This window comes from Thalassotalea castellviae, from assembly GCF_031846185.1.
Classification (GTDB): Bacteria; Pseudomonadota; Gammaproteobacteria; order Enterobacterales; family Alteromonadaceae; genus Thalassotalea_H; species Thalassotalea_H castellviae.
The window spans coordinates 301,276-315,813 of sequence record NZ_JAVRIF010000001.1; the positions used below are offsets into that span (position 1 = coordinate 301,276).

Annotated in this window: 11 protein-coding genes; 8 read left to right on the top strand and 3 right to left on the bottom strand. The window is 37.0% G+C overall.

The window, feature by feature from the left end:
- Positions 1 to 115: 115 nt before the first annotated feature.
- Genes purM through RM573_RS01350 form a run of 3 tightly spaced genes read left to right on the top strand, consistent with a single transcriptional unit; the run spans position 116 to position 2,588 of the window.
- Positions 116 to 1,159 carry a phosphoribosylformylglycinamidine cyclo-ligase gene (gene purM / locus RM573_RS01340; RefSeq protein ID WP_311576080.1) on the top strand — a complete coding sequence of 348 codons (1,044 nt, stop codon included), beginning with the start codon at positions 116 to 118 and terminating at the stop codon, positions 1,157 to 1,159.
- A 16-nt stretch (positions 1,160 to 1,175) separates the two neighbouring features.
- Positions 1,176 to 1,817: a phosphoribosylglycinamide formyltransferase gene (gene purN / locus RM573_RS01345; protein ID WP_311576082.1), complete on the top strand. Its 642-nt coding sequence runs from the start codon at positions 1,176 to 1,178 to the stop codon at positions 1,815 to 1,817.
- A gap of 15 nt (positions 1,818 to 1,832) precedes the next feature.
- A complete protein-coding gene (locus RM573_RS01350) occupies positions 1,833 to 2,588 on the top strand; it encodes a DUF3108 domain-containing protein (RefSeq protein WP_311576084.1) in 756 nt (251 codons plus the stop codon).
- 49 nt (positions 2,589 to 2,637) lie between these two features.
- Here the strand turns inward: RM573_RS01350 and RM573_RS01355 are convergent, their stop codons facing one another.
- On the bottom strand, positions 2,638 to 3,456 hold the full coding sequence (locus RM573_RS01355; RefSeq protein WP_311576087.1) for a class II glutamine amidotransferase: 819 nt from the start codon (positions 3,454 to 3,456) through the stop codon (positions 2,638 to 2,640).
- A 74-nt stretch (positions 3,457 to 3,530) separates the two neighbouring features.
- Positions 3,531 to 5,807, bottom strand: coding sequence for a peptidase U32 family protein (locus RM573_RS01360; RefSeq protein WP_311576091.1), 2,277 nt, complete (start codon positions 5,805 to 5,807; stop codon positions 3,531 to 3,533).
- Positions 5,808 to 5,926: 119 nt separating this feature from the next.
- On the opposite strand from RM573_RS01360, the gene RM573_RS01365 reads away from it, so the two are divergent.
- The 5 genes from RM573_RS01365 (at position 5,927) to RM573_RS01385 (ending at position 12,571) form a co-directional block, all read left to right on the top strand.
- A complete protein-coding gene (locus RM573_RS01365; RefSeq protein ID WP_311576093.1) occupies positions 5,927 to 6,604 on the top strand; it encodes a glutathione S-transferase in 678 nt (225 codons plus the stop codon).
- Positions 6,605 to 6,833: 229 nt separating this feature from the next.
- Positions 6,834 to 9,272 carry an acyl-CoA dehydrogenase FadE gene (fadE, locus tag RM573_RS01370; RefSeq protein ID WP_311576096.1) on the top strand — a complete coding sequence of 813 codons (2,439 nt, stop codon included), beginning with the start codon at positions 6,834 to 6,836 and terminating at the stop codon, positions 9,270 to 9,272.
- 197 nt (positions 9,273 to 9,469) lie between these two features.
- On the top strand, positions 9,470 to 10,363 hold the full coding sequence (gene yihG / locus RM573_RS01375) for a 1-acylglycerol-3-phosphate O-acyltransferase, YihG family (RefSeq protein WP_311576099.1): 894 nt from the start codon (positions 9,470 to 9,472) through the stop codon (positions 10,361 to 10,363).
- A gap of 89 nt (positions 10,364 to 10,452) precedes the next feature.
- On the top strand, positions 10,453 to 11,121 hold the full coding sequence (locus RM573_RS01380) for a TetR/AcrR family transcriptional regulator (RefSeq protein ID WP_311576102.1): 669 nt from the start codon (positions 10,453 to 10,455) through the stop codon (positions 11,119 to 11,121).
- 76 nt (positions 11,122 to 11,197) lie between these two features.
- Positions 11,198 to 12,571 carry an aldehyde dehydrogenase family protein gene (locus RM573_RS01385; RefSeq protein ID WP_311576105.1) on the top strand — a complete coding sequence of 458 codons (1,374 nt, stop codon included), beginning with the start codon at positions 11,198 to 11,200 and terminating at the stop codon, positions 12,569 to 12,571.
- Between the two features lie 91 nt (positions 12,572 to 12,662).
- Here RM573_RS01385 and RM573_RS01390 read toward each other — a convergent pair whose 3' ends face one another.
- Positions 12,663 to 14,483, bottom strand: a complete 1,821-nt coding sequence (locus RM573_RS01390) for an acyl-CoA dehydrogenase C-terminal domain-containing protein (protein ID WP_311576108.1) — start codon at positions 14,481 to 14,483, stop codon at positions 12,663 to 12,665.
- Positions 14,484 to 14,538 lie beyond the last annotated feature (55 nt).

Genomic DNA, 14,538 nt, shown 5'->3' on the forward strand with positions numbered 1-14,538 from the left:
TTATTATAAAGATTTTCAGCAAGCTTCTGCGCTGGTAGAATACGCACTTTTATAATCATGCAAAAATTATTTTTGATTATTTCATCTAATAACGGTAACAAAACGAGGTTCCCCCGTGAGTGAAGAAAAACAGTCTTTAAGCTATAAAGATGCTGGTGTTGATATTGATGCTGGTAATGCCCTAGTTGAAAATATAAAAGGTGCTGTTAAACGTACTACTCGTCCAGAAGTTATGGGTGGAATTGGTGGTTTTGGGGCGATCTGTCAATTACCTACGGGATATAAAGAGCCTGTACTTATTTCAGGTACGGATGGTGTCGGCACAAAATTACGTTTAGCCATTGATCTTAAAAAACATGATACGGTTGGTATTGACCTTGTCGCTATGTGTGTAAACGATCTTTTGGTCTTAGGTGCTGAACCTTTATATTTCCTAGATTATTACGCCACTGGTAAACTTGAAGTTGATGTTGCATCAGATGTGGTTAAAGGTATTGCAGAAGGCTGTGTACAATCAGGTTGTGCATTAGTTGGTGGCGAAACGGCTGAAATGCCTGGTATGTACCATGCTGGTGATTACGATATTGCAGGCTTTTGTACCGGTGTTGCAGAAAAATCTGAATTAATTGATGGTTCAAAAGTTGCCGCTGGTGATCAATTAATTGCCTTAGGCTCTTCAGGGCCACATTCAAATGGATTTTCGTTGATTCGTAAAGTATTGGAAGTCAATAATACCGACACTGCCGAAATGTTAGGTGATAGAAGTATCGCTGAGCATTTATTAGAGCCGACCAAGATTTATGTAAAATCAACTTTAGCCATGCTTAAAGAAGTAAAAGCCCACGCACTTTCTCACATTACTGGTGGTGGTTTTTGGGAAAATATTCCTCGTGTTTTACCTGATAACGCTCAAGCCGTTATTGATGGAAACAGCTGGCAATGGCCTGAAATTTTTAACTGGTTACAAGAAAAAGGCAATATCACGACTCACGAAATGTACCGTACCTTTAACTGTGGTGTTGGTATGATCATCGTTGTGCCTGCAGACCAAGTTTCAAAAAGCCTTGAGATTTTATCCGCTCATGGTGAAAAAGCCTGGCATATTGGTGCCATTGCACAATTGCAAGATGGTGCTGAACAAGTAGTGATTAATTCATAATCAAGGTACCCGTTAAATGACACGTCGTATTGTTGTTTTAATCTCAGGTAGCGGCTCAAACTTGCAGGCAATTATAGATGCCTGCAAGACGACTGACTATCCTGGGGAAGTCGTTGGCGTTATTTCCAACAAAGCTGAAGTTTTTGGATTAACACGTGCCGAAAATGCCAACATCCCTCATCAAGTACTTTCTCATAAAGCGTATGATTCAAGAGAAAGTTATGACCAAGCTTTAGTGAACGCTATTGATGACTACAAGCCTGATTTAGTTGTCCTTGCTGGATTTATGCGCATTTTAACACCTGTTTTTGTGCAACATTTTTCTGGAAAATTATTGAACATTCATCCATCTTTGTTGCCTAAGTACCAAGGTCTCAATACACACCAACGTGCGATTGATGCTAATGATAAAGAACACGGTGTCAGTGTTCACTTTGTTACCGAAGAACTTGATGGTGGTCCCGTTATTTTACAAGCGAAGGTACCGATTTTTCCTGAAGACACTGCCGATGATTTAGCGAGTCGAATTCATGTTCAAGAACATAAAATTTATCCGCTTGTCATTAATTGGTTTTGTTCAGGCAGAGTCGTTATGCAAGGTGACAAAGCCGTATTAGATGGGGTAAGCTTACCTACATCAGGTTATGCAAGTGAATAATAGTTAAGGAATTTTATGCTAAAAGCATTATGTTATTTTTGTTTATCAACACTCACTTTTTCTCAACTTGCAAGTGCAAGTGAACATGAAAAAAACAGTGTGAACATAGTCGTTAAGCCTTTTAGCGCAGAATATACTATTTTACATAAGTCATCGGTTGTTGGTACTGGTGTTAGAGAATTGAAAAATATCGACAATGGCTTGATTGAATATAGTTATCATACCGATATTGAATGGCTGATTTTTTCTGATTCTCGAAAAGAAACCTCAACCGTGGCTTTGAAAAACAATCAAGTGATCCCAACAAAATATCATTATGAACGTTCAGGTACAGGTCGGGATAAAGAATACCAATGGCGTTATGATACTGAAAATAACAAAGCGTTTGATATGATAAAAGAACGCGAAAAAACCATTGATTTCCCAATTAATATTCAAGATAAGCTCAGTTACCATCTACAAAATCGCATTAACTTACTTAAAAATCCTACACAAAAACATTTTGTTTACCCTGTAATAAGCACCTCTGGTAAAATTAAAAACTATGTTTATCAGTATGATGGTGAAGAAGATATTATGTTGCCATATGGGCTGGTAAAAACCATAAAGTTAAAACGAGAAGTTGTCGAAAAAAATCGTATTACTTATGCATGGTTTGCTCCTGAATTAGACTATTTAATGGTTAAGCTTTACCAAGCGAAATCAGGCGTAGAACAGTTTGAAGCACAACTGAGTAAACTCTCTATTGATGGTCAACCCGTGACAAAATAAAGCCGTTATTGTTCAAGCTGTTAAACGCTAAATGATGTTAGCTAGTAGGTTAAGGGGCAACATGTACCGGTTCTTTAATTTCAGCCTCTGTTTGCCCACTTGCAATAGACTCACCTAAACAAAATAACTGCCACTGACCCGGTACCATTTTTTGCCACGTTTCATCGTCGGTTAATGGCTGGGTAGCAATAACGGTAACAATATCATTGGCCGTTGTTTCTTTATGAAAGTCCACCACCATCTCTGCATCGATTAAACTCGCTTCACCAAAAGGCGCGCGTCGAGTGATCCAATGCAACTTAGTTGAACAATAGACGAATAAGCAGTCACCATTTGAAATGTTCAAATTAAACACCCCTAAACGGTTAATTTTCTCACTTAAGGATGCAATGAATTGAAAGAGCACTTCATTGCTTGGTTCATGCTCTGCAAATTTAATATGTAACTGGTCTAAAATCCAACAAAATGCATGTTCGCTATCGGTAGTGCCTATCGGTATATGAAATTTTATAGGCAGCTCTTCTTTGAATGACGTTAATTGTCCATTATGAGCATAAGTCCAATTTTTCCCCCACATTTGACGAGTGAAAGGATGGGTGTTTTCAAGACAAATCCCACCTGAATTTGCTTGGCGAATATGACAAATAACCGCTTCACTTTTAATCGGATACTCGGTCACTAATTGCGCGATAGGTGAACGAGAGCTAGGTAAAGGATCTTTAAAACTTCGACAGCCTTTTCCTTCATAAAAAGTTATTCCCCAACCATCTTTGTGTGGGCCGGTATTCCCTCCTCTTTGCATTAAGCCACTAAAACTAAAACAAATGTCTGTTGGAACATTGGCAGACATGGCTAACAATTCACACATTTAAAACACCTTTCTTTTCAATAATGTTTAAAAATACCAACTTAAATATACGAGATAATTTAAACAATCAACACTTATAAACCATTGTAATATTGGACGTTCGTCGATTCAGGTACTAACGCATGTAACGAAGACTCGAAAGATGAGTCCCCTTGTAGCAATTGTTCAAACTGCTGAATCAACACGTTTTTATCCGGTGAGGTTTTATCCCCTGCACCAATATTAGTTAAATCAATCATAAACCCATCAAATAAGGTTGCCAGATCACGAATAATATCCATATTTAAAAATTGATCTTGATTATAAATACTTGGATAACCAGCCTTTTGCTTATCAATGGCAAATGATTCACCTTTTAAATTAGTGATACTTGTTGATTTATCACAAGACAACATACAGCCATTATCAATACGCGGCTTTTCACAACCGACACTTTGTTGAAAAAAGCACTGGCGACTCGCCATCAATAAAATAGGATGATAAATACTATAAAATAATTTAAACCCTTCCGGTCGAGCTATATTTTTGATTTGCTTATGGTTGATTTCATTAGAAATAAAAGCGCCTCGACAATTGAAGTTTTCTTTCATGGCTAACAATGCATAAGAGTTAGTGGTATTTAAAAATGGCCCAGCAATCCACTCAACGCCTAACTCACTGGCTCTGTTGGCAATGCCGGTATTATTCGTAACAATGAGTGGTGGTTGCACTTGTTCTAAAATATTCAAGGCAACGTCATAGTCTTTGCCAATTAAGACCGATGGAAACCAAGGAATTAACCTAGGATTTTCCTTGAAAAAATCGACATATTTAACACAGCCCCGCTTATAAGCGTCAGGTAGTTTAAAATAAATGTCTGCGTTGGTTTCAGCCAGTAAAGAGACATCTGCAATATCAGAGATTAATATTGATAATTCGTTATTCTCTTTATTTACTTTTTCATGATTAGCAAGTGCTGGTAACTCGACTTCAGGATGAATAGTTTGGTGGTTATTTAATGCATGCAATAATGTATTTTTAAGTAACGTTAACTCCTTAAAAGGGATACTTAAGCCATGCTCAAAACGATCTAAATTGATACCGCTTAGGTAAAAGTGACCGTTATTTAAACTTTTAAAACGTTTTTCTATTGCACTTTGATCAATAGCATTGTTTGCTGTTTTTGCTAATAATGACGTTGACTGAACAAGATGAGTTTGCGCCGCTTGTACCGTATCTTCAACAATAGCTTTAATTTGAAGAGGTTGACCTTCACTGCCAATGATGTGCAATGTGAGTTGCTGTTTTTCAATACTTAAATATTTAATTTTATCAAAAACACTTGCCTGAATAGCTGACTTTTCATCACTAAGATTTTGTTCTATGTCATGAATTTGTACAACGGAAATTGCTTCGCCTTTATTTGAAGACAACTTTTCAACCGCATGGTTTTTCGAATTATCACGAGGGTTATCAATAAACATCGATTGATTAAGATCGCCTCGTAAAAAAGCGTTTGAGAAATCACGATTGAAAACTTTGTATAATCGTTCGCCATTTTCTAGTAACTCACCCGTTTTAAAATAACCATCTATTTGTTTTCGAAAGCTATCCACAACCGTATGGACGTAGCTAGCCCCTTTGATTCTCCCTTCTATTTTGAATGAGTGAACTCCGGCATCAATTAACGCGGGTAAATCAAAAAAAGCAGAATTATCTTTGATATTTAAAGGAAAATTATTCCCTGACTCTGTGGTTTCATATTCTTCACGACACGCTTGACTACAACGGCCACGATTACCAGAATTACCGACACTAGCCGATGTTGAATAACAAAGCCCAGAAAAAGCGACACAGAGGGAGCCATGAACAAACACTTCAGTAAGAACATCGTTTTCATGACCGACCTTCGCCATCGCAGTGATCTCTCTTAAGTTTAATTCTCTGGAAAGATTTACTCTAGAAGCACCTAGTTTTTTAAGAAACGGTATTTGTCCGACATTATGAGTAGTTAATTGAGTTGAAGCATGAATATCAAGCGTTGGGTAATGTTTTCTTAAAATATAAAGTAAACCTAGATCTTGTACTATTACCCCATCAAGTGTGGTATTCACTAGTTTATTCAATAATTTAGTTAATGACTTAAACTCATGCTCTAAAATAACAATATTCAAGGTTAGAAATATTTCACATTGATATTGGTGAGCTAAACGGATAATGCCGACCAGTTGTTCGAATGAAATATTAGAGGCACGATTTCGGGCATTAAAGGTATCTAATCCGCAATAAACCGCGTCGGCCCCTGCAATGATTGCCGCTTTAATTGCATCGACATCACCACCGGGGGCTAATAATTCAATTTTATGATCCATTTCTACAACTTTTATTTATTCGATATATTAAGGTGAGATTTTACCTGTATATTTAACAGATGAATATCGTTAAAGTAGTTTAATCGCCAGAAAGACTTAGCCTAGCTCGTAAAATTTATATGAATGACATAAGCCAACTGCCAATTTTATACTCTTTAAGACATTGCCCCTTTGCAATGCGAGCAAGACTCGCGTTATTTAAAGCGAAACGAACAGTGGTTTTACGAGACATAGTGTTAAGTAATAAACCTCAAGAAATGCTCGATGCATCACCTAAAGCAACCGTCCCAGTATTAGTTTTATCCGATGGTACAGTGATTGAAGAAAGTTTAGACATTATGCTCTGGGCTTTTCAACATCAAGATCCCGCTGACTTTCTGCATAAAAACGAGTCTGACGGGCATATCTGTAAGAATAAAGAAATGATGGCGCTGATTAGTACCTTTGATGTTCAGTTTAAAGCCTGCTTAGAAAATTATAAATGCGCCAAGCGTTATCATGAAGCAAACCTTATTGAATGCCGACAAGCCTGTGAAGTTTATCTTTTGCAATTAGAGCAAAGATTAACAGAGCACCAATTTTTAATATCAAATCATGAAAGTTTGGCGGATATCGCGCTATTACCTTTTATTAGACAATTTGCGCGTATTGAGCGTCAATGGTATTTGCAAGCTCCTTACCCTAAAGTAAGAGAGTGGTTAAATAAGTATCTGCAAAGCGCCCTGTTTACTAAGGTAATGGCTAAACATCCGTTATGGCAAAAAAACCAAGCACCGCTTATCTTTTCTCAACGCTGATCACTTCATCCACTGATGTTTATGAATAATTAATCTATTAACCAATATTAACCGCCAATTTCCGCTAAGCTGCTATATTTAAAGAGATCATTAAACATAAAGTACAATCGATGTATCAAAGCAAAGATTATCCTTTATCAAGTTGTGAATAAATGATTGAAATTAACACAAAAGCAAATTAAGCTATCTAAACCTAGTGGTCTGACCTCTATAAATGTAAGGAAATTTTGTGGAACTATTTACTTGGCTAGTATGTGCAATCGCACTAATTGTATTTATGACTTATAACCGTGCGTCATTAACAACGTTTAGCGTTTCATTCGCAGCGTTAATGGTTATCGGATCTTTTTTTAATGTAATTTCATTTTGGGGCTGGTTGATTTTCGCCATTCTAATTCTGCCTTTTAATATCGCAGACGTTCGTAAAAAATATCTTAGCCAACCGTTACTCAGTGCTTTTCAAAAAATAATGCCTGAAATGTCAGACACTGAAAAAGAAGCCATCGATGCAGGAACAACGTGGTTTGAAGCAGAATTATTTAGAGGAAGTCCTGATTGGAAAAAACTTCATCAATATCCAATACCTCGACTAAGTGCAGAAGAACAAGCTTTTTTAGATGGCCCTGTTGAACAAGTATGTAAAATGATAGATGACTGGGAGACTACACACGATAGAGCCGATTTATCACCTGAAGTGTGGCAGTATTTAAAAGACAATAAGTTCTTTGCCATGATCATTAAAAAACAATATGGTGGTTTAGAATTTTGCGCCTATGCACAATCAAGAGTTCTTCAGAAATTATCAGGTGCTAGTACAGTGTTAGCCAGTACCGTTGGTGTTCCAAACTCTTTAGGTCCAGGTGAGTTATTACAACACTATGGTACTACGGAGCAGCAAGATCACTATTTACCACGATTAGCCAGAGGCGAAGAGATCCCTTGTTTTGCCTTAACAAGCCCAGAAGCAGGTTCAGATGCAGGTGCAATCCCTGACTTTGGTATTGTTTGTCGAGGTGAATTTGACGGTAAAGAAACTTTAGGGATGAAATTAACTTGGAACAAGCGCTATATCACTTTAGCCCCTGTTGCAACAGTATTAGGCTTAGCGTTTAAATTACGAGACCCTGACGGCTTACTTGGTGATAAAGAAGAGTTAGGCATTACCTGTGCCTTAATTCCAACCGACATTGACGGCGTTATCACAGGTCGACGCCATTTCCCAATGAATGTTCCTTTTCAAAACGGTCCAACACAAGGCAATGAAGTATTTGTTCCACTTGACTTTATTATTGGTGGCCCAGAAATGGCAGGACAAGGCTGGCGAATGTTAGTGGAATGTTTATCGGTGGGTCGTGCCATTACATTACCTTCGAACAGTGCTGGTGGTATCAAATCTATCGCATTAGCAACCGGCGCTTATAGTCGTATTAGAAGACAATTTAAATTACCGATAGGTAAAATGGAAGGGATTGAAGAAGCCTTAGCCCGTATTGGTGGCAACGCATATTTAATGGATGCTGTAACAACCCTATCAACTGGCGCTATTGATTTAGGCGAAAAGCCCTCCGTTGTCTCTGCTATTTCAAAATATCATTTAACCGAAAAAATGCGCGCTTGCGTGACCGACTCGATGGATATTCATGGCGGTAAAGGTATTTGTATGGGTAAAAGCAATTATTTAGCCCGAGGTTATCAAGGTGCGCCTGTTGCGATAACCGTTGAAGGGGCCAATATTTTGACCCGAAGTATGATCATTTATGGTCAAGGGGCTATTCGTTGTCATCCTTATGTACTCGCTGAACTTGAATCGGCCGGTAATCCTAATGAGTCAAAAGCGCTGATCGATTTTGATCACGCGTTATTTGGTCATATTGGTTTTGCCATCAGCAATATTGTTCGTAGCAAATGGATGTCATTTACTGGTGCTCGTTTTATCAAAACACCTTTTAATGATGAAACACGTCGTTATTATCAATTAATGACACGATTTAGTTCAAATTTAGCCATGCTTTCTGATATCGCTATGCTAACACTAGGTGGCGATTTAAAGCGTAGAGAAAGAATTTCAGCACGATTAGGCGATATTTTAAGTTATCTTTATTTAGCCAGTGCTAGTTTAAAACGCTTTAACGATGAAGGTCGTCAAGTAGATGATTTACCTTTAGTTCAGTGGGCGGTTGAAGATTCATTGTATCGCACACAACAAGCAATAGATGAGCTTATTGGTAACTTCCCTAATACAGTGGTCGCTTTAGCACTTCGTGCAATAATATTCCCTTTAGGCACTTGGTTGAAAAAACCATCTGATGTCACAGATCACAAGGTAGCAAAAATTTTACAAACCCCATGTGATGCCAGAACACGTTTGGGACAAGGTCAATACTTAACAGATGATGGTGAAAATAATTTAGGTAAACTAGAAACGACATTACTCAATATTATTGCTTGTGAACCTATTTTTGACCGAGTTTGTCAGGCTATTGATAAAAAACTACCTTTCTATCAACTTGATAAGGTTGCCCAACAAGGTTTAGAAGCTAATGTTATTACCGAACAGGAAGCGCAATTATTAACAGAAGCCGAACAGCAACGTTTAGCGGTGATCAATGTTGATGACTTTGATAATGACGAATTGATTTCTGCAGCGTTTGCGCAACAACAAAAATAACGAATCGTTTATTTCAAATGCTATAAAACTAAAAAGAGTGAAATTAAAAATTCACTCTTTTTTTATGAGATAAGTTTATTAAAAACACCTAATATCATACTGTTCAGCGTACATGTGTAACTAATAAAGCATTACCAATATAGTTAAATACCACGTAAAATATTTCACAAATAATTCATTAACTTTCTTTTTAACTTATGCTATCAGGCTTACCGGCTTTTATCTTGATGCCTCTTTCTTTTACTTTGTTTTGTTTAAACCTAGCTTTTACTGGTACTTTTTTGCTATTAGGTGGTTTGATAAAATTATTTTTCCCTTTAAAAATTGTTCATCAAGCCGTGCATAAACCTATGCATATTCTTTACCGCTTTTGGGCGTTAAATAATTTTCTTATTATGAATCTATTCAATAAAATTACCTGGACCATTAAAGGTGATGAAGGATTAAGTAAAGATTCATGGTATTTATTAATCGCTAATCATCAGAGTTGGTTAGATATATTTGTGTTATCTAATTTTGCACGTACACATATTCCAGAGCCAAAATATTTTCTTAAAGATTCATTAAAAAAAGTTCCTTTTATTGGCATGGGATGTTGGGCTTTAGATATGCCATTTATGAAAAGATACAGTAAATCTTATCTTAAGAAACATCCGCACTTAATTGGGACCGATATAGAAACAACAAAGCGCTCATGCCTAAAATTTAAAAATACCCCAACAACCATCATTAACTTTGTTGAAGGCACAAGATTTACGCCTGAAAAACATCAAGCACAACAAAATAAATTTAATCACCTGCTTAACCCCAAAGCTGGCGGTATAGCTTTTACCTTAGCAACTATGGGTGAGCAATTTGATAAAATTCTCAATATCACCTTGGTCTACCCGCACAATAATGGCCATATAATGAAGGAAATGCTAAAAGGACAACTTAAAGAAGTGATTATTGATGTAGAACAAATAGCTGACGTTGAGAAACTTCGTGGCAATTATCAAGAAGATATTCAATATAAACAATCCTTTCATCAATGGTTAACTCAACTTTGGCAAAAAAATGATCGTAAAATAACACACTATTTGTCTAAGTAAGCGCTACCACTTAGTTACAATCATTGTATATACATTAAAAATACGTTAATTTAATGTTAATTAAATTAAAATTTTAAGTAGTATTTAATATGACTGTACTAAAAGATAAAACTTTAGTTAAGCGTCGTTCAAAAGGTGAACAAACGCGCAATCAAATTCTTACCGCGGCGATTGAAGTCTTAGCAACGCAAGGTATTAAAGGCACCACTCATAGAGCTATCGCAACTCATGCTCAACTTCAACTGTCCTTAACCACTTATTATTTTAAAGATATAAAAGAACTGGTTCATGAAGCGTTTGTATTAAGTTCAACTCAAACCGTTTCTAGAGCAGGTGCAGCCTGGTTACCTGCCTTTGACCTATTAGAGTCTTATACTAAAACCCAGTTAAAAAAAATCGCTTTACGCATGGAGTTAGCAGATAAACTGAGCGAGATGGCCACTAATTATTTGTATAGCAAAATTAAACATCACTCGACAGAACTAGCGATAGAACAATTACTCTTTACCGAGATCCAGATCAGTCCTAAATTAAGGGAATTAGCACAGATACATAAACAAGCATTAATTTTGCCATTTATAAAGCTTTGTTCATATTTTAATGATGAGAATGCGGCATTAGATGCAGACATTATGTTAACCGTCTTTACACAATTAGAATATCGTAATTTAGTCGTGCCTGTGGACGAAATTAACGTCGATAATATCCAGAAAACGGTGGAACGTTTAATTTACTGGATCTTGCAATTAAAACGTTAATACAGTTTTGTACAAAAGTTCTAAATAGTGTAGATTAAGTCATCTGACCACTCACGCATTTACTATTGGAAACTTTATGAATTTTGCAAAACAAGTCGACGTACATAAAGCATATTTTAATCGTCAAATTACTCATGATTTGGCTTGGCGTAAAAAGCAATTATTACAAATAAAAAAACTGGTCACAGAAAATGAACAACTTTGCTTAGATGCTTTAAAGGCCGATTTAGGTAAACCTGCTTTAGAGGCATGGATCACCGAAGTATCGTATGTTGCTGGCGATGTGGATCACATGCTGAAACACCTGAATAAATGGGCAAAAAAACGCAAAGTTTCAACCCCAGTTGTTGCCCAACCAGGTCGTTCATACATTCAACCAGAACCTCAAGGTACGGTACTAATAATGGGCGCATGGAATTATCCATTGCAACTTGTATTAGCCCCCCTTGTTGCGGTTATTGCAGCGGGTAATTGCGCAGTCATTAAACCGTCAGAGTTATCACCAGCAACGTCGGCATTATTAGCCAAACTTATCCCACAATATTTAGATAAAAAAGCGGTTTCGGTCATTGAAGGTGGCGTTGAAGAAACCACCGAATTATTAACCTATCCTTTTGATCATATTATGTATACGGGCAATGGACAAGTTGGCCGTATTGTTATGACCGCAGCAGCAAAGCATTTAATCCCTGTAACTTTAGAATTAGGTGGTAAAAGTCCAGTCTATGTTGATAAAAGTGCAGATTTAACAATAACCGCGCAAAGGCTAGCTTGGGGAAAATGGTTAAATGCAGGACAAACTTGTATTGCTCCAGATTATATTCTAACCACTAAAGATGTCGCTGAAAATTTGATTATTGCACTTAAAAAGCAAATAAAATCAATGTTTGGCGACGACATAAAGCACAACCCTCATTATGGACGGATTGTTAATCGTCGTCATACCGAACGAATAGCATCTTATATGGGTAATGGTGAGATTGTTCACGGAGGGGAAGTCGATTTAACGACAAACTATATTGAACCCACCATTATTCTTAACCCAGCACTTGATAGCGCTATTATGACCGATGAAATTTTTGGTGCACTCTTACCTATTATCACAATTGATAGTTTTGATGCCGCAAAAACCTTGGTTAAATCAAGAGAAAAACCGTTGTCTGCTTATATCTTTAGCAAAGATAGTCAACAAACGCAGAGCTGGATTAATGAAATCAGCTCAGGCAGCCAATGTATCAATGATGTGATCATGTTTAATGCCGTACCTGATTTACCTTTCGGTGGTGTTGGGCCAAGCGGTATGGGGCAATATAGCGGCAAAGCAGGTTTTGATAATTTTAGCCATTTAAAGTCAGTGTTATATCGACCGTTTTTAAAAGACTTACCGGTAAGGTTTGCACCTTATACAAAACTAAAATTCAAATTACTCCGTTTGATCAGACATTTATAACGTGTCACTAATAGGTTGTTTGAATCGCAAACGGCCAAAATAAAAAAAGCTGCTAATGCAGCTTTTTTTTGATTTCTTCAAAGACTATTCATTAAAGAAATGATAATAAATCTTCATCTAATTGCATTAAACTTTTAGGATCTGCCATCATAGTTGCGGCATGCGATTTAATACGAGGTAAAATACGATCAAAATAAAACTCAGCAGTTTTAATTTTTGCACGATAAAAGTCTCTATTTTCGACATCACCTGCTAGTTTTTCATAAGCCGTTTGTGCCATTTGCGCCCAAAAGTATGCCATGGTGATGTAACCTGAATACATCAAATAATCAACAGAAGCTGAGCCAACCATGTCGCGATCTTTTTTGGCTTTAATCGCTAAACGAACGGAGTATTGTTGCCAATTCGCCACCGCTTTACTTAATGGCCAAATAAATTTATTCATTTGACGTTTATGAGGGTTGCTAGAAATCATACTTTTCTCACGGCAATAACTTAATATTTCCATAGTAAAACTTTTTAATGATTTTCCACGACTCAACAATATTTTACGGCCTAATAAATCAAGCGCTTGGATACCCGTAGTCCCTTCATATAAAGTAGAAATTCGGCAATCGCGAACAATTTGCTCCATGCCCCACTCTTTAATATAACCGTGGCCACCGAAAACTTGAACACCTAAGTTGGCACTTTCAGAGCCTACTTCAGTTAAAAATGCTTTCAAAATTGGCGTAATAAACCCTAAACGATAATCTGCACGTTTACGTTCTTTTTCATCTTTAGAGGTTTCAATGGTATCAACAAGTTTTGAAACATAATAAATCATCGCACGTCCGCCTTCAGCAAACGCTTTTTGTGTGAGTAACATTTTACGAACATCAGGATGAACAATTATAGGATCTGCTACTTTTTCTGGTTGTTTAGCTCCAGATAATGAACGCATTGAAAGACGTTCTTTTGCATATAGTAATGCGTTTTGGTAAGACAATTCAGCGGCACAAACCCCTTGTAAAGCAGTACCTACACGAGCGGTATTCATAAAAGTAAACATACACTCTAACCCTTTGTTTTCAGGGCCAATGAGTACACCTTTGGCATTGTCAAAATTTAATACCGCAGTTGCTGAACCTTTAATACCCATTTTATCTTCGATTGAGCCACACGTGACATGATTACCACCAATAATGCTACCGTCTTGCTCTACATCCATTTTAGGTACAATAAAGAGTGAAATACCTCTCGTTCCTTTTGGGGCATCGGGTAGGCGCGCCAAAACAATATGAATAATATTTTCAGCGAGATCATGCTCACCTGCCGAAATAAATATTTTAGTACCACTAATTGCATACGTACCATCACCATTTGGCACCGCTTTAGTTTTCACTTGACCTAAGTCAGTGCCACATTGTGGCTCTGTTAAGCACATAGTACCTGTCCATGTGCCTTCGGTAAGTTTAGTTAAATAAAGTTCTTTTTGATCCTTTGTACCATGTACATCAATAGTGTTCATCGCACCATGACTCAATCCAGGATACATTGCCCAAGACCAATTTGCTGTCCCCATCATTTCTGACTTAACCATACCAAGTGAAGGTGGTAAGCCTTGACCACCATACTCAATGCCATGCGACAATGACTGCCAGCCACCATCAACATATTGCTGATAAGCTTCCTTAAAACCTTTCGGCGTGGTAACAGTACCATTGTCAAACTTACAGCCTTCTTTATCTGCACTTTGATTCATTGGTAATAATTCATTTTCAGAGAATTTTGCACATTCTTGGAAAATAGCATCAACTAAATCAGGTGTCGCTTCTTCAAATTCAGGAAATTTTTCGTAATGTTTGTAATATCCGAATACATCTTCAAAAAGAAACTTAATATCTGCAATAGGTGCTTTGTATGTCAACATGAATAAACTCCAAATAGGTCCGACCTGTATAATGACTTTATACTATTGGACATTA

What these genes read in the sequence shown, in the direction of transcription:
- purN (WP_311576082.1), top strand. Translation starts at nt 1,176, where the DNA reads ATGACACGTCGTATTGTTGTTTTAATCTCAGGTAGCGGCTCAAACTTG.
- RM573_RS01350 (WP_311576084.1), top strand. Translation starts at nt 1,833, where the DNA reads ATGCTAAAAGCATTATGTTATTTTTGTTTATCAACACTCACTTTTTCT.
- RM573_RS01355 (WP_311576087.1), bottom strand. Translation starts at nt 3,456, where the DNA reads ATGTGTGAATTGTTAGCCATGTCTGCCAATGTTCCAACAGACATTTGT.
- RM573_RS01360 (WP_311576091.1), bottom strand. Translation starts at nt 5,807, where the DNA reads ATGGATCATAAAATTGAATTATTAGCCCCCGGTGGTGATGTCGATGCA.
- RM573_RS01365 (WP_311576093.1), top strand. Translation starts at nt 5,927, where the DNA reads ATGAATGACATAAGCCAACTGCCAATTTTATACTCTTTAAGACATTGC.
- yihG (WP_311576099.1), top strand. Translation starts at nt 9,470, where the DNA reads ATGCTATCAGGCTTACCGGCTTTTATCTTGATGCCTCTTTCTTTTACT.
- RM573_RS01380 (WP_311576102.1), top strand. Translation starts at nt 10,453, where the DNA reads ATGACTGTACTAAAAGATAAAACTTTAGTTAAGCGTCGTTCAAAAGGT.
- RM573_RS01385 (WP_311576105.1), top strand. Translation starts at nt 11,198, where the DNA reads ATGAATTTTGCAAAACAAGTCGACGTACATAAAGCATATTTTAATCGT.
- RM573_RS01390 (WP_311576108.1), bottom strand. Translation starts at nt 14,483, where the DNA reads ATGTTGACATACAAAGCACCTATTGCAGATATTAAGTTTCTTTTTGAA.